Origin of the sequence: Pseudomonas sp. R62 (assembly GCF_000257605.1) — a bacterium.
Classification (GTDB): domain Bacteria; phylum Pseudomonadota; class Gammaproteobacteria; order Pseudomonadales; family Pseudomonadaceae; genus Aquipseudomonas; species Aquipseudomonas atacamensis.
In genome coordinates this window covers 2,862,188-2,878,464 of the sequence record NZ_JH635998.1, presented here as the reverse complement: position 1 = coordinate 2,878,464, position 16,277 = coordinate 2,862,188, and the positions used below count along the sequence as shown (strand labels likewise).

Below are 16,277 nucleotides of genomic sequence, written 5' to 3'. Positions count from 1 at the left end.
GGTGATCATGTTCTTCACGTAGTCAGCGTGACCTGGGCAGTCAACGTGAGCGTAGTGACGAATAGTCGAGTTGTACTCAACGTGAGCGGTGTTGATGGTGATACCGCGAGCTTTTTCTTCTGGTGCGCTGTCGATCTTGTCGAATTCAACGACGGCCGAACCGAAAACTTCGGAGCAGACGCGAGTCAGAGCAGCAGTCAGAGTGGTTTTACCGTGGTCAACGTGACCGATGGTGCCAACGTTGACGTGCGGTAGGGAACGATCAAATTTTTCTTTAGCCACGACAATTAACTCCTAGCCTAAAGGGGCTGAATCAGCCTTGTTTTTTGGTTACGGATTCGACGATGTGCGACGGAGCCGTATCGTATTTTTTGAATTCCATAGAGTAGCTTGCGCGACCCTGGGACATGGAACGAACGTCGGTCGCATAACCGAACATCTCACCCAGTGGAACCTCGGCACGGATAACCTTGCCGGACACTGTGTCTTCCATACCCTGGATCATGCCGCGACGACGGTTAAGGTCGCCCATCACATCACCCATATAGTCTTCAGGCGTAACAACCTCTACCGCCATGATCGGCTCGAGCAACTCACCACCACCCTTCTGGGCCAGTTGCTTGGTCGCCATGGAAGCAGCCACTTTAAACGCCATCTCGTTGGAGTCGACGTCGTGGTAAGAACCATCGAACACGGTAGCCTTCAGGCCGATCAGCGGATAGCCGGCAACAACGCCGTTCTTCATCTGCTCTTCGATACCCTTCTGGATAGCCGGGATGTATTCCTTAGGAACCACACCACCTACAACTTCGTTCACGAATTGCAGACCTTCCTGACCTTCGTCAGCAGGAGCAAAACGGATCCAGCAGTGACCGAACTGGCCGCGACCACCGGACTGACGAACGAACTTGCCTTCGATTTCACAGTTCTTCGTGATGCGCTCACGATACGAAACCTGAGGCTTGCCGATGTTGGCTTCGACGTTGAACTCACGGCGCATCCGGTCAACCAGGATGTCCAGGTGCAGCTCGCCCATGCCCGAGATGATCGTCTGACCAGTCTCTTCATCAGTTTTAACGCGGAAAGACGGGTCTTCCTGAGCGAGTTTGCCCAGAGCGATACCCATTTTTTCCTGGTCATCCTTGGTCTTAGGCTCTACGGCAACCGAAATAACCGGCTCCGGGAAGTCCATGCGAACCAGGATGATTGGCTTGTCAGCGTTGCAGAGGGTTTCACCAGTGGTGACGTCCTTCATGCCGATCAGGGCCGCGATGTCGCCAGCGCGTACTTCCTTGATCTCTTCACGGGCGTTTGCATGCATTTGCACCATACGACCCACGCGCTCCTTCTTGCCTTTGACCGAGTTGATTACGCCGTCGCCGGAGTTCAACACGCCCGAGTAAACGCGGACGAAGGTCAGAGTACCCACGAATGGGTCGGTAGCGATCTTGAACGCCAGAGCCGCGAAAGGCTCGTTGTCGTCTGCATGACGCTCCATCTCTTCTTCCTCGTTATCAGGGTTGGAACCCTTGATAGCAGGAATGTCGGTCGGAGCAGGCAGGTAGTCGATAACGGCGTCGAGAACCAGGGGAACGCCCTTATTCTTGAACGAAGAACCGCAAACGGCCAGAACGATTTCGCCGGCGATAGTACGCTGACGCAAAGCAGCCTTGATCTCTTCGATCGACAGCTCTTCGCCTTCCAGGTACTTGTTCATCAGCTCTTCGTTGGCTTCGGCAGCAGCCTCAACCATGTTGTTGCGCCACTCTTCAGCCAGCTCTTGCAGCTCGGCAGGAATGTCCTTGCGAACAGGGACCATACCTTTGTCGGAGTCGTTCCAGTAGACAGCTTGCATGTTGATCAGATCGATCTGACCCTGGAAGTTGTCTTCGGAACCGATGGCCAACTGGATCGGCACCGGAGTGTGACCCAGACGCTGCTTGATCTGACCGATCACGCGCAGGAAGTTGGCGCCGGCACGGTCCATCTTGTTTACGTAAACAAGACGTGGAACGCCGTATTTGTTGGCTTGACGCCATACGGTTTCCGACTGTGGCTCAACACCCGAAGTACCGCAGAACACAACGACAGCGCCGTCGAGTACGCGCAGGGAACGCTCAACTTCAATGGTGAAGTCAACGTGGCCCGGGGTATCGATTACGTTGAAACGGTGCTCGTGAGAGTACTGCTTCTCGGAACCTTTCCAGAAGGCGGTAATGGCAGCAGAAGTAATGGTAATACCACGCTCCTGCTCCTGAACCATCCAGTCTGTGGTCGCGGCGCCATCATGCACCTCGCCCATTTTGTGACTTTTGCCGGTGTAAAACAGTACGCGCTCGGTGGTGGTGGTTTTACCAGCATCCACGTGAGCGACGATACCGATGTTACGGTAGCGGCTAATCGGAGTAGTACGAGCCATAAAGCCCTCGCAAAATTAGTGAAGCTAAAATTAGAAGCGGTAGTGCGAGAAAGCTTTGTTGGCTTCGGCCATACGGTGCACGTCTTCACGCTTCTTAACAGCAGCACCTTTACCTTCAGCAGCATCCAGCAGTTCGCCAGCCAAACGCAGAGCCATAGACTTCTCGCCGCGCTTACGGGCGAAGTCTACCAACCAGCGCATTGCCAGAGCGTTACGACGGGAAGGACGAACCTCGACCGGAACCTGGTAAGTAGCACCACCAACGCGGCGCGACTTCACTTCGACCAGCGGAGCGATGGCGTCGAGTGCTTTTTCGAAGAGTTCCAGGGGATCGGTGCCAGCCTTACGGGCCGCAACGGTTTCCAGGGCACCATAAACGATACGCTCGGCAACGGCTTTCTTGCCGCTTTCCATAACGTGGTTCATGAATTTGGCGAGGATCTGGCTTCCGTATTTCGGATCGTCCAGAATCTCACGCTTTGCTGCTACGCGACGTCTTGGCATGATAAGCCCTCAAGCGGTCTTCAGGTTAGCTCGGGACAGATCCAGAGGATGCGTGCCCGACCTTACTCTTATCGACTCAATAAAATAAAAATCTGCAAAACGGCCGATTACTTCGGACGCTTGGTACCGTACTTCGAACGACCCTGGTTACGGCCTTTAACGCCGGAAGTATCCAAGGAGCCGCGAACGGTGTGGTAACGAACACCTGGCAAGTCTTTTACACGACCGCCGCGGATCAGTACCACGCTGTGCTCTTGCAGGTTGTGGCCTTCACCGCCGATGTACGAGGAAACCTCGAAACCGTTGGTCAGACGCACACGGCATACTTTACGCAGTGCCGAGTTAGGTTTTTTCGGCGTGGTGGTGTACACACGGGTGCACACGCCACGACGTTGCGGGCAGTTCTGCAGCGCAGGTACGTCGGATTTCTCGACGATACGCTTACGCGGCTGACGTACCAGCTGGTTGATAGTTGCCATCTACTAGCTCCACTGTTGTCTTGCGACGCTATTGTCTTGCAAGAAAAGCAAAATGGCAGGAACGAATTCCCGCCAAATTTAGGGGATCAAGAGTCTAAAGAGGATCTTGATTCCAGTCAAGGCAAGGCCCCGACCTCCCCGCCCATCGAACCTTGACTTGATGTCTCGATTCGACGAACGGAGCGATCAGGGCCTCACTCTCGTTTATCGCAGAACTCAGTTACCGCTCGAGTTCAGCGCTTCGGTCAGTGCAGCTTCCACTTCACTGGCGCTTACGCGCAACGGCTTGTCGGCATCACGGCGACGCTTGCGCTCGCTGTGATAGGCAAGACCGGTACCGGCCGGGATCAGACGACCCACGACTACGTTTTCTTTCAGGCCGCGCAGGTAATCGCGCTTGCCGGTGACTGCCGCTTCGGTCAGTACGCGGGTGGTTTCCTGGAAGGAAGCCGCCGAGATGAACGATTCGGTGGACAACGACGCCTTGGTGATACCCAGCAGAACGCGAGTGAACTTGGAGACAAACTTGTCTTCCGCGCTCAGACGCTCGTTCTCTACCAGAACGTGAGTCAGTTCCATCTGGTCGCCCTTGATGAAGCTGGAATCGCCGGACTCGGAGATCTCAACTTTACGCAGCATCTGACGCAGGATGGTCTCGATGTGCTTGTCGTTGATCTTCACGCCTTGCAGACGATAAACGTCCTGGATCTCGTTGACGATGTACTTGGCCAGCGCGCTTACACCCAGCAGACGCAGGATGTCGTGCGGATCGCTTGGACCGTCGGAGATAACTTCGCCGCGGTTTACCTGTTCGCCTTCGAAGACGTTCAGGTGACGCCACTTCGGAATCAGCTCTTCGTACGGATCGCTACCGTCGTTCGGGGTAATGACCAGACGGCGCTTGCCTTTGGTCTCTTTACCGAACGCGATGGTGCCGCTGACTTCAGCCAGAATCGACGCTTCTTTCGGACGACGGGCTTCGAACAGGTCGGCAACACGCGGCAGACCACCGGTGATGTCACGGGTCTTCGAAGTTTCCTGCGGGATACGAGCGATAACGTCACCGATCGCAATCTTCGCACCGTCAGCCACACCGACCAAGGCGTTTGCTGGCAGGAAGTACTGAGCGATAACGTCAGTGCCTGGCAGCAACAGATCCTTGCCGTTGTCGTCGACCATCTTCACTGCTGGACGGATTTCCTTGCCGGCAGCTGGACGATCTTTCGCGTCAAGTACTTCAATGTTGGTCATACCGGTCAATTCGTCAGTCTGACGCTTGATCGTGATGCCTTCTTCCATGCCCACGTAGGTCACGGTACCTTTCATTTCGGTAACGATCGGGTGAGTGTGCGGATCCCACTTGGCGACGATTGCGCCAGCGTCGACCTTGTCACCTTCCTTAACCGAAATCACAGCACCGTACGGCAGCTTGTAACGCTCGCGCTCACGACCGAAGTCGTCCGCGATTGCCAGCTCACCGGAACGGGACACAGCAACCAGATGGCCATCCACTCGCTCAACGTGCTTCAGGTTGTGCAGACGGACGGTACCGCCATTCTTCACCTGAACGCTGTCGGCTGCGGAAGTACGGCTTGCCGCACCACCGATGTGGAACGTACGCATGGTCAGCTGAGTACCCGGCTCACCAATGGACTGGGCAGCGATAACGCCGACCGCTTCACCGATGTTCACCTGGTGACCACGAGCCAGATCACGGCCGTAGCACTTGGCGCAGATGCCGTAGCGGGTTTCGCAGCTGATCGGCGAACGCACGATCACTTCGTCGATGCTGTTCAGCTCGATGAACTCGACCCACTTCTCGTCAACGAGAGTGCCGGCAGGAACGATAACGTCCTCGGTACCTGGCTTGAATACGTCACGGGCAATGACACGACCCAATACGCGCTCACCCAACGGCTCTACAACGTCACCGCCTTCAATGTGCGGAGTCATCAGCAGACCGTGTTCGGTGCCGCAATCGATCTCGGTTACTACCAGATCCTGCGCCACGTCTACCAGACGACGAGTCAGGTAACCGGAGTTAGCGGTTTTCAACGCGGTATCCGCCAGACCTTTACGAGCACCGTGAGTCGAGATGAAGTACTGAAGTACGCTCAGACCTTCACGGAAGTTCGCAGTAATCGGCGTTTCAATGATGGAACCGTCCGGCTTGGCCATCAGACCACGCATACCGGCCAGCTGACGAATCTGTGCTGCGGAACCCCGCGCACCCGAGTCGGCCATCATGTACATCGAGTTGAAAGACTCTTGGTCGACTTCGTCGCCGTGACGGTCGATGACTTTCTCTTTCGAGAGGTTGGCCATCATCGCCTTGGAAACTTCGTCGTTCGCTTTCGACCAGAGGTCGATCACTTTGTTGTACTTCTCGCCCTGGGTTACCAGGCCGGAGGCGTACTGGCTCTCGATCTCTTTCACTTCGTCGGTGGCTGCACCGATGATGCGGGCTTTTTCATCCGGGATAACGAAGTCGTTAACACCGATGGAAACGCCGGAGATGGTCGAGTAAGCGAAACCGGTGTACATCAACTGGTCAGCGAAGATCACGGTCTCTTTCAGACCAACCACGCGGTAGCACTGGTTGATCAGCTTGGAGATCGCCTTTTTCTTCATCGGCAGGTTGACGACGTCGAACGACAGACCTTTTGGCACAACCTGGAACAGCAGCGCACGGCCGACAGTGGTGTCGACGATACGGGTACCGCTCACGCTGTTGCCGTCACGGTCGTTGACGGTTTCGTTGATACGAACCTTGACCTTGGCGTGCAGTGCGGCTTCGCCGGCACGGAACACACGGTCGACTTCCTGCAGATCCGCGAACACACGACCTTCGCCCTTGGCGTTGATCGCTTCACGAGTCATGTAGTACAGACCCAATACAACGTCCTGCGACGGAACGATGATTGGCTCACCGTTGGCTGGCGACAGAATGTTGTTGGTCGACATCATCAACGCACGCGCTTCGAGCTGGGCTTCCAGCGTCAGCGGTACGTGCACGGCCATTTGGTCGCCGTCGAAGTCGGCGTTGTACGCGGCGCAGACCAGAGGGTGCAGCTGGATAGCCTTACCTTCGATCAGTACCGGTTCAAACGCCTGGATACCCAGACGGTGAAGGGTCGGCGCACGGTTGAGCAGAACCGGGTGTTCGCGAATCACTTCAGCGAGAACGTCCCAAACCTCTGGCAACTCGCGCTCGACCATTTTCTTGGCCGCTTTGATGGTGGTCGCCAGACCACGCATTTCCAGCTTGCCGAAAATGAACGGCTTGAACAGCTCGAGAGCCATCTTCTTCGGCAGACCGCACTGGTGCAGACGCAGGGTCGGGCCTACGGTAATTACCGAACGACCGGAGTAGTCAACACGCTTACCGAGCAAGTTCTGACGGAAACGACCTTGCTTACCCTTGATCATGTCAGCCAGGGATTTCAGAGGACGCTTGTTGGAACCAGTGATTGCGCGGCCACGACGACCGTTGTCGAGCAGTGCATCGACCGCTTCCTGCAACATACGCTTTTCGTTGCGCACGATGATGTCCGGCGCGGACAGATCCAGCAGGCGCTTCAAACGGTTGTTACGGTTGATCACTCGACGATACAGATCGTTGAGGTCGGAGGTCGCGAAACGACCGCCATCCAGCGGGACCAGTGGACGCAGATCTGGCGGCAGAACCGGCAGAACGGTCAGCACCATCCACTCTGGCAGGTTGCCGGAACCCTGGAAGGCTTCCATCAACTTCAGACGCTTGGACAGCTTCTTGATCTTGGTTTCCGAGTTGGTTTGCGGAATCTCTTCGCGCAGACGGCCAATCTCGTGCTCCAGGTCGATAGCGTGCAGCAGTTCACGGACAGCTTCGGCACCCATGCGGGCGTCGAAATCGTCACCGAACTCTTCCAGCGCTTCGAAATACTGCTCGTCGTTCAGCAGCTGACCTTTTTCAAGGGTGGTCATGCCTGGATCGATAACGACATAGCTCTCGAAGTAGAGAACGCGTTCGATATCACGCAGGGTCATGTCCATCAGCAGGCCGATACGCGACGGCAGCGATTTCAGGAACCAGATGTGGGCAACCGGAGAAGCCAGTTCGATGTGGGCCATGCGCTCACGACGAACCTTGGCCAGTGCAACTTCAACACCGCACTTCTCGCAGATCACACCACGGTGCTTCAAGCGCTTGTACTTACCGCACAGGCACTCGTAATCCTTTACCGGGCCAAAGATCTTGGCGCAGAACAGGCCGTCACGCTCGGGTTTGAACGTACGGTAGTTGATGGTTTCCGGCTTTTTAACTTCACCGAACGACCACGAACGGATCATCTCCGGCGAGGCCAATCCGATACGGATGGCGTCGAACTCTTCGACTTGACCCTGGTTTTTCAGCAAATTCAGTAGGTCTTTCAAGGCCTTTCCTCCTGGCGGAGCAGAGAGCGGGCAATCCTGCCCCGCTCTCGATTCGCGTCACGTGTTATTCGGTTTCCAGATCGATATCGATGCCGAGGGAACGAATTTCCTTGATCAACACGTTGAAGGACTCGGGCATGCCCGGCTCCATACGGTGATCGCCATCCACGATGTTCTTGTACATCTTGGTACGGCCGTTCACATCGTCCGACTTCACTGTGAGCATTTCTTGCAGAGTGTAAGCAGCACCGTATGCTTCCAGTGCCCAGACCTCCATCTCCCCGAAACGCTGACCACCGAACTGCGCCTTACCACCCAGCGGCTGCTGGGTAACCAGGCTGTAAGAACCGGTAGAACGCGCGTGCATCTTGTCGTCTACCAAGTGGTTCAGCTTCAGCATGTACATGTAGCCAACGGTAACTGGACGCTCGAACTTGTTGCCGGTACGGCCGTCGGTCAGCTGCATCTGGCCGCTTTCCGGCAGGTCTGCCAGTTTCAGCATGGCCTTGATTTCGCTTTCCTTGGCGCCGTCGAACACTGGAGTGGCCATTGGAACGCCGCCACGCAGGTTGTTCGCCAGATCGAGGATTTCCTGATCGGAGAAGCTGTCCAGATCTTCGTTACGACCGCCGATCTGGTTGTAGATCTCGTCCAGGAAGGTGCGCAGTTCAGCGACTTTACGCTGCTCTTCGACCATCCGGTTGATCTTCTCGCCCAGACCTTTGGCCGCGAGGCCCAGGTGGGTTTCGAGGATCTGACCAACGTTCATACGCGAAGGTACGCCCAGCGGGTTGAGGACCACGTCGACCGGGGTGCCATTGGCATCGTGCGGCATGTCTTCAACCGGCATGATCACGGAGACCACACCCTTGTTACCGTGACGACCGGCCATCTTGTCGCCCGGCTGGATGCGGCGACGGATTGCCAGGTAAACCTTGACGATTTTCAGCACGCCTGGAGCCAGGTCATCGCCCTGCTGCAGTTTGCGCTTCTTGTCTTCGAACTTGTCGTCCAGCAGACGGCGACGATCAACGATGTAGGCCTGAGCCTTCTCGAGCTGCTCGTTCAGAGCATCTTCAGCCATGCGCAGTTTGAACCACTGGCCGTGCTCAAGACCGTCGAGTACTTCGTCGGTGATGTCCTGACCTTTCTTCAGGCCGGCGCCGCCTTCGGCCTTGTGGCCTACCAGTGCGGAACGCAGACGCTCGAAAGTCGCGCCTTCAACGATGCGGAACTCTTCGTTCAGATCCTTGCGAATCTCGTCCAGCTGGGACTTCTCGATGGACAGTGCACGAGCATCACGCTCAACGCCGTCACGGGTGAAGACCTGTACGTCGATGACAGTACCTTTGGTGCCGGTTGGCACGCGCAGGGAGGTGTCTTTAACGTCGCTGGCTTTTTCACCGAAGATCGCACGCAGCAGTTTCTCTTCCGGAGTCAGCTGGGTCTCGCCTTTCGGAGTGACCTTGCCAACCAGGATGTCGCCTGCGCCTACTTCAGCACCTACGTAAACGATACCGGCTTCGTCCAGCTTGTTCAGTGCAGCTTCACCCACGTTCGGGATGTCCGCAGTGATTTCCTCTGGGCCAAGCTTGGTGTCACGGGCCACACAGGTCAGTTCCTGAATGTGGATCGTGGTGAAACGGTCTTCCTGAACCACACGCTCGGACAGGCAGATGGAGTCTTCGAAGTTGAAGCCGTTCCATGCCATGAACGCAATGCGCATGTTCTGACCCAGCGCCAGTTCACCCATGTCGGTGGACGGGCCGTCGGCCATGATGTCGCTACGCTGAACGCGATCACCTTTACGCACCAGCGGACGCTGGTTGATGCAGGTGTTCTGGTTCGAGCGGGTGTACTTGGTCAGGTTGTAGATGTCGACACCGGCTTCACCGGTTTCAACTTCGTCATCGGCAACACGAACCACGATACGGCTGGCATCGACGGAATCGATCACGCCACCACGACGAGCCACGACGCAAACGCCGGAGTCACGGGCTACGTTACGCTCCATGCCGGTACCTACCAGCGGCTTGTCAGCGCGCAGCGTCGGTACAGCCTGACGCTGCATGTTCGAACCCATCAACGCACGGTTGGCGTCGTCGTGCTCGAGGAACGGAATCAGCGACGCTGCAACCGACACAACCTGCTTCGGCGAAACGTCCATCAGGGTCACGTCTTCCGGCGCCTTGACGGTGAATTCGTTCAGGTGACGTACGGCAACCAGTTCGTCGATCAGGACTTTCTGCTCGTTCATGGTCGCCGAAGCCTGCGCGATCACGTGATCGGCTTCTTCAATAGCGGACAGGAACACGATCTCGTCGGTGACGACACCCTCTTTCACCACGCGGTACGGGCTTTCCAGGAAGCCGTACTGGTTGGTGCGAGCGTACGCAGCCAGGGAGTTGATCAGACCGATGTTCGGACCTTCCGGCGTTTCAATCGGGCAGACACGACCGTAGTGAGTCGGGTGTACGTCACGAACTTCGAAGCCCGCGCGCTCACGAGTCAGACCACCAGGGCCGAGTGCAGAGACACGACGCTTGTGGGTGATCTCGGACAGCGGGTTGTTCTGGTCCATGAACTGCGACAGCTGGCTGGAACCGAAGAACTCTTTCACCGCCGCAGCCACTGGCTTGGCGTTGATCAGGTCTTGCGGCATCAGGCCTTCGCTTTCAGCCATCGACAGACGCTCTTTGACCGCACGCTCAACACGTACCAGGCCAACGCGGAACTGGTTCTCGGCCATTTCGCCTACGCAGCGAACACGACGGTTACCCAGGTGGTCGATGTCATCGACGATGCCTTTACCGTTGCGGATGTCGACCAGAGTCTTCAGGACCGCGACGATGTCTTCCTTGCACAACACGCCCGAACCTTCGATCTCGGTACGACCGATACGACGGTTGAACTTCATCCGGCCGACCGCAGACAGGTCATAGCGCTCAGGGCTGAAGAACAGGTTGTTGAACAGGGTTTCGGCAGCGTCTTTGGTTGGCGGCTCGCCTGGACGCATCATGCGATAGATCTCGACCAGCGCTTCCAATTGGTTGCTAGTGGAGTCGATCTTCAGCGTGTCGGAGACGAACGGACCGCAGTCAATGTCGTTGGTATACAGGGTCTCGATGCGAACGACCTGAGCCTTGGCGATTTTTGCCAGGACTTCAGTGTTCAGCTCGGTGTTGCATTCGGCCAGGATTTCTCCGGTAGCCGGGTGCACGATAGCCTTGGCGGTGGTGCGGCCAAGGACGTAGTCCAGTGGCACGTCCAGCGTCTTGATACCGGCTTTTTCGATCTGGTTGATGTGGCGCGCGGTAATACGGCGGCCTTGCTCAACGATGACCTTGCCCTTCTCGTCCTGGATGTCCAGAACCGCAACTTCACCACGCAGGCGCGATGGCACCAGTTCCAGGCTGAGGGTTTCGCCGCTCAGGTGGAATACGTTGGTAGTGTAGAACGCGTCCAGCACTTCTTCGGTGGTGTAACCGAGTGCGCGCAGCAGTACCGAAGCCGGCAGTTTGCGACGACGGTCGATACGCACGAAGACGCAGTCTTTCGGGTCGAATTCGAAGTCCAGCCACGAACCGCGGTAAGGAATGATGCGAGCCGAGTACAGCAGTTTGCCGGAGCTGTGCGTCTTGCCGCGGTCGTGGTCGAAGAACACGCCCGGGGAACGGTGCAGCTGGGAAACGATAACACGCTCGGTACCGTTGATTACAAAGGTACCGTTCTCAGTCATCAGGGGAATTTCACCCATGTAGACTTCTTGCTCTTTGATGTCCTTGATCGCTTTGTTCGACGATTCTTTGTCGAAAATGATCAGGCGCACTTTTACCCGCAAAGGTACGGCGAAAGTTACACCGCGCAATACGCATTCTTTGACATCAAATGCCGGTTCGCCCAGGCGATAACCGACGTACTCCAGCGCAGCATTGCCGGAGTAGCTGATGATCGGGAAAACGGATTTGAAGGCCGCATGCAGGCCCACGTCGCGGAACTGATCTTTAGTCGCTCCCGCTTGCAAGAATTCACGATACGAATCCAGCTGGATGGCCAGGAGGTAAGGCACATCCATGACGTCCGGCAACTTGCTAAAGTCCTTGCGGATACGTTTTTTCTCAGTATATGAGTAAGCCATCAGCGTTCCCCAGCTTGGTCACCTGCTTGTTTGGCCCCTCCCGACGGGAGCAGCCAGAAAATCGTGCAAACCCCATGGTTTGCGCCACCGCATCGGGTGGTTACAGCGCCTTTATCAGCACCGACCCAGTCGGCTGCCAATAACGGAAAAAGGCCGGTGGCAAGAGCCACCAGCCATCAGCCTGTCGCTTGACGCTCGGGCTGGAGGAGCAAAGTCGATGCTTACTTCAGCTCGACTTTAGCGCCTGCTTCTTCCAGCTTCTTCTTGGCGTCTTCAGCCGCTTCTTTCGAAACGCCTTCAGCTACAACCTGAGGAGCGCCGTCTACTTTCTCTTTGGCTTCTTTCAGGCCCAGACCAGTCAGTTCACGAACTGCCTTGATCACGTTAACCTTCTTCTCGCCAGCTTCCAGCAGAACAACGTTGAACTCGGTTTGCTCTTCAACAGCAGCAGCAGCTACAGCTGGGCCAGCCGAAGCGGCAGCAGCGGTAACACCGAAGGTTTCTTCCATCGCTTTGATCAGCTCAACGATTTCCACTACGGATTTCTGGCCGATTGCTTCGATGATTTGTTCGTTAGTCAGAGACATGACTCAATTCCTGAATTGGGGGACGGCCTACGCGACCATCGAAATAAACAAAAAACGCGAGAAGTGACGAGCCTTAGGCTGCGGCAGCTTCTTTCTGGTCGCGAATTGCCGCCAGAGTACGAGCCAATTTGCTGGTAGCGCCTTGAATCACGCTCATCAGCTGGGAAATTGCTTCGTCACGGGTCGGCAGAGTTGCCAGTACGTCGATCTGATTAGCTGCGAGGAACTTGCCCTCGAACGCAGCTGCCTTGATCTCGAACTTGTCCTGACCCTTGGCAAACTCTTTGAAGATACGGGCAGCAGCGCCCGGATGTTCGTTGGAGAATGCAATCAGGGTCGGGCCGGTGAACACGTCGTTGAGGACACTGTATTGAGTGTCAGCAACAGCGCGCTTGAGCAGGGTGTTACGTACAACACGTACGTAAACGCCAGCTTCACGAGCCTCTTTACGGAGTCCGGTCATTGCGCCTACTGTTACGCCACGTGCATCAACCACGACAGCGGACAGAGCGACTTTGGCAGCCTCGTTGACTTCAGCGACGATGGCCTTCTTGTCTTCGAGATTAATTGCCACGGGTTTAACTCCTGCTTGTTACCGTTTCATTCGATCGGAACCGAATGTCGTTTTGGTGTCTGATTCGGTAAGGAACCGGGAGCACCATCTGCGTAGGCTTGAGGTTTAAGGCTTGCGCCGCCTACGGTCTTGGATAGCCCCCGCCAGGCAGGGACCCCAATCTTTCAATTGGCACGGCAAACCGCGCCAACCTTTGTCTTACGCGTCGAGCGAGCTCTGGTCGATAACCAGACCTGGGCCCATAGTGGTGCTCAGGGTAACGCGCTTGACGTAAATGCCTTTCGAGGAAGCTGGCTTGATACGCTTCAGATCAGCGATCAGAGCTTCAACGTTTTCCTTCAGCTTGACGGCGTCGAAGCCCATCTTGCCAACGGAAGTGTGGATGATGCCGTTTTTGTCGGTGCGATAACGAACCTGACCAGCCTTGGCGTTCTTGACCGCGTTGGCTACGTCTGGAGTTACTGTGCCGACTTTAGGGTTAGGCATCAGGCCGCGTGGACCGAGGATCTGACCCAGCTGACCTACAACGCGCATGGCATCCGGGGATGCGATCACTACGTCATAGTTCAGATCGCCGCCTTTCATTTCGGCAGCCAGGTCGTCCATACCTACACGGTCAGCGCCGGCAGCCAGAGCGGCCTCAGCAGCTGGACCCTGAGTGAACACAGCAACGCGAACGGTCTTGCCAGTGCCGTGCGGCAGCACAGTAGCGCTACGAACAACCTGGTCGGATTTACGCGGGTCTACACCCAGGTTTACAGCAACGTCGAACGACTCGCTGAACTTGACAGTCGACAGCTCGGCCAGCAGAGCAGCGGCGTCTACGATGTTGTAGGCCTTGCCTGCTTCGATTTTGCCGGCGATAGCCTTTTGACGCTTGGTCAGCTTAGCCATTACACACCCTCCACGTTAAGGCCCATGCTACGAGCAGAACCGGCGATAGTACGCACGGCTGCATCCATATCAGCTGCAGTCAGATCCGCGTTTTTGGTTTTCGCGATTTCTTCCAGCTGAGCACGGGTAACGGTGCCAACCTTAACGGTGTTCGGACGAGCGGAACCGCTGGTCAGACCGGCCGCCTTCTTCAGCAGAACCGAAGCAGGGGTGGATTTGGTTTCGAAAGTGAAGCTACGGTCGCTGTAGACAGTGATGATCACTGGAGTCGGCAGACCTGGCTCAAGACCCTGAGTACGGGCGTTGAAAGCCTTGCAGAATTCCATGATGTTCACGCCGTGCTGACCCAGAGCAGGACCAACCGGTGGACTTGGGTTAGCCTGAGCGGCCTTCACTTGCAGCTTGATGTAAGCGGTAATCTTCTTGGCCATGAGGCACTCCAATTACGGGTTCGAACGCCTCGAAAGGCTCCCCGGTTACTTGCGCGTTTATCCCAGTGACGACAAAACCCCACAGCCTAAGGCTGCGGGGTTGGGATTGCTTGTCCAGCTAGACCTTCTCGACCTGACTGAACTCGAGCTCCACCGGAGTAGAGCGACCGAAAATGAGCACAGCCACTTGGATCCGGCTCTTTTCGTAGTTAACTTCTTCCACAACGCCATTGAAATCAGCGAATGGACCGTCGTTGACACGTACCGTCTCACCTGGCTCGAACAATGTCTTCGGCTTAGGCTTGTCGCTACCATCAGCAACGCGACGCAGAATCGCTTCTGCCTCTTTATCGGTAATTGGTGCAGGCTTGTCGGCAGTACCGCCGATGAACCCCATCACCCGAGGAGTATCCTTGACCAAGTGCCAAGTACCCTCGTTCATATCCATCTGGACCAGCACATAGCCTGGGAAGAACTTCCGTTCGCTTTTGCGCTTCTGGCCGTTACGCATCTCTACCACTTCTTCAGTGGGAACCAGAATCTCGCCGAAGCCATCTTCCATGCCAGCCAGCTTTACGCGCTCGATCAGCGAGCGCATCACATGCTTCTCGTAACCCGAGTAAGCATGCACAACATACCAACGCTTAGCCACGGGACACCCTTAGCCGACAATCAAGGAAACAAGCCAGCCGAGCAGGGAATCAAGACCCCACAACAGCAACGCCATAACCAGAACAACAGCCACGACAATCAGCGTGGTCTGCGTGGTTTCTTGGCGAGTTGGCCACACGACTTTACGAATCTCGGTGCGAGCTTCCTTAACCAGTACAAAGAAAGACTTGCCCTTCGCGGTCTGCAGGCCTACAAAGGCAGCTACAGCAGCAATCGCAAGCAAAGCGAGTACACGGTACAGGATCGGCGACGCAGCGTAATACTGATTGCCAACAACGCCAACAACTACCAAAGCGACTACTACAAGCCACTTGAGCAGATCGAAGCGAGAGCCTTGAGCTTCAGCTTTAGGAGTCATCTATGAAGATCCTGTGAAAAGAAAGCCAGACACACCGAGTGAATCTGGCAGGTCAGGAGGGAATCGAACCCCCAACCTACGGTTTTGGAGACCGTCGCTCTGCCAATTGAGCTACTGACCTAAAACAAAATCAGGCCGACCATTATGCCGGCCCGAAAAATACATTACAACCGCTTATTCGATGATTTTGGCTACGACACCAGCGCCGACGGTACGACCGCCTTCACGGATAGCGAAACGCAGACCATCTTCCATCGCGATGGTTTTGATCAGGGTAACAGTCATCTGAATGTTGTCACCTGGCATTACCATTTCAACGCCTTCTGGCAGCTCGCAGTTACCAGTGACGTCAGTAGTACGGAAGTAGAACTGTGGACGGTAGCCTTTGAAGAACGGAGTGTGACGACCGCCTTCTTCCTTGCTCAGAACGTAAACTTCTGCGGTGAACTTGGTGTGCGGCTTGACCGAACCTGGCTTGACCAGAACCTGGCCACGCTCAACGTCGTCACGCTTGGTACCACGCAGCAGAACGCCGCAGTTCTCGCCAGCACGACCTTCGTCGAGCAGCTTGCGGAACATCTCAACACCGGTGCAGGTGGTGGTGGTGGTGTCACGCAGACCAACGATTTCCAGAGCATCCTGAACGCGAACGATACCGCGCTCGATACGACCAGTCACAACAGTACCGCGACCCGAGATCGAGAACACGTCTTCGATTGGCATCAGGAATGGCTTGTCGATCATACGAACTGGTTCTGGGATGTAGGTATCCAGAGTTTCAACCAGTTTACGAACGGCAGTGGTG

At 56.0% G+C, this 16,277-nt stretch carries 13 protein-coding genes and 1 tRNA gene; all 14 read right to left on the bottom strand.

From position 1 onward, the window contains the following. On the bottom strand, window positions 1–282 hold a 282-nt coding region (locus OQK_RS13920; RefSeq protein WP_016772935.1), incomplete at its 3' end, for a GTP-binding protein. A gap of 31 nt (window positions 283–313) precedes the next feature. Continuing rightward, window positions 314–2,419, bottom strand: a complete 2,106-nt coding sequence (gene fusA, locus OQK_RS13915; protein WP_016772942.1) for an elongation factor G — start codon at window positions 2,417–2,419, stop codon at window positions 314–316. Window positions 2,420–2,449: 30 nt separating this feature from the next. Continuing rightward, entirely contained in the window at window positions 2,450–2,923 is a 474-nt protein-coding gene (rpsG, locus tag OQK_RS13910) for a 30S ribosomal protein S7 (RefSeq protein WP_016772941.1), read from the bottom strand. Between the two features lie 107 nt (window positions 2,924–3,030). Further along, window positions 3,031–3,402: a 30S ribosomal protein S12 gene (gene rpsL, locus OQK_RS13905; protein WP_003186084.1), complete on the bottom strand. Its 372-nt coding sequence runs from the start codon at window positions 3,400–3,402 to the stop codon at window positions 3,031–3,033. A gap of 216 nt (window positions 3,403–3,618) precedes the next feature. Next, window positions 3,619–7,818, bottom strand: coding sequence for a DNA-directed RNA polymerase subunit beta' (rpoC, locus tag OQK_RS13900; protein ID WP_016772940.1), 4,200 nt, complete (start codon window positions 7,816–7,818; stop codon window positions 3,619–3,621). 64 nt (window positions 7,819–7,882) lie between these two features. Continuing rightward, the gene (gene rpoB, locus OQK_RS13895) at window positions 7,883–11,956 is read right to left on the bottom strand and encodes a DNA-directed RNA polymerase subunit beta (RefSeq protein WP_016772939.1); all 4,074 of its coding nucleotides are present in this window, start codon (window positions 11,954–11,956) and stop codon (window positions 7,883–7,885) included. 221 nt (window positions 11,957–12,177) lie between these two features. Further along, entirely contained in the window at window positions 12,178–12,543 is a 366-nt protein-coding gene (gene rplL, locus OQK_RS13890) for a 50S ribosomal protein L7/L12 (protein ID WP_007962228.1), read from the bottom strand. A 73-nt stretch (window positions 12,544–12,616) separates the two neighbouring features. Further along, a complete protein-coding gene (gene rplJ, locus OQK_RS13885) occupies window positions 12,617–13,117 on the bottom strand; it encodes a 50S ribosomal protein L10 (RefSeq protein ID WP_008081912.1) in 501 nt (166 codons plus the stop codon). Between the two features lie 198 nt (window positions 13,118–13,315). Continuing rightward, the gene (rplA, locus tag OQK_RS13880) at window positions 13,316–14,011 is read right to left on the bottom strand and encodes a 50S ribosomal protein L1 (RefSeq protein WP_016772938.1); all 696 of its coding nucleotides are present in this window, start codon (window positions 14,009–14,011) and stop codon (window positions 13,316–13,318) included. Further along, window positions 14,011–14,442: a 50S ribosomal protein L11 gene (gene rplK, locus OQK_RS13875; protein WP_003176435.1), complete on the bottom strand. Its 432-nt coding sequence runs from the start codon at window positions 14,440–14,442 to the stop codon at window positions 14,011–14,013. The genes rplA and rplK overlap by 1 nt, the downstream gene beginning before the upstream one ends. Window positions 14,443–14,560: 118 nt before the next feature. Next, window positions 14,561–15,094, bottom strand: coding sequence for a transcription termination/antitermination protein NusG (nusG, locus tag OQK_RS13870; protein WP_007957598.1), 534 nt, complete (start codon window positions 15,092–15,094; stop codon window positions 14,561–14,563). Window positions 15,095–15,103: 9 nt separating this feature from the next. Beyond that, window positions 15,104–15,472 (bottom strand): preprotein translocase subunit SecE, encoded by a 369-nt coding sequence (gene secE, locus OQK_RS13865; RefSeq protein WP_016772937.1) that lies wholly within the window; start codon window positions 15,470–15,472, stop codon window positions 15,104–15,106. Window positions 15,473–15,517: 45 nt separating this feature from the next. Continuing rightward, a tRNA-Trp gene (locus OQK_RS13860) sits at window positions 15,518–15,593 on the bottom strand. A 53-nt stretch (window positions 15,594–15,646) separates the two neighbouring features. Then, window positions 15,647–16,277: EF-Tu/IF-2/RF-3 family GTPase (locus OQK_RS13855; RefSeq protein WP_038860940.1), on the bottom strand; the 631-nt coding region annotated here is incomplete at its 5' end.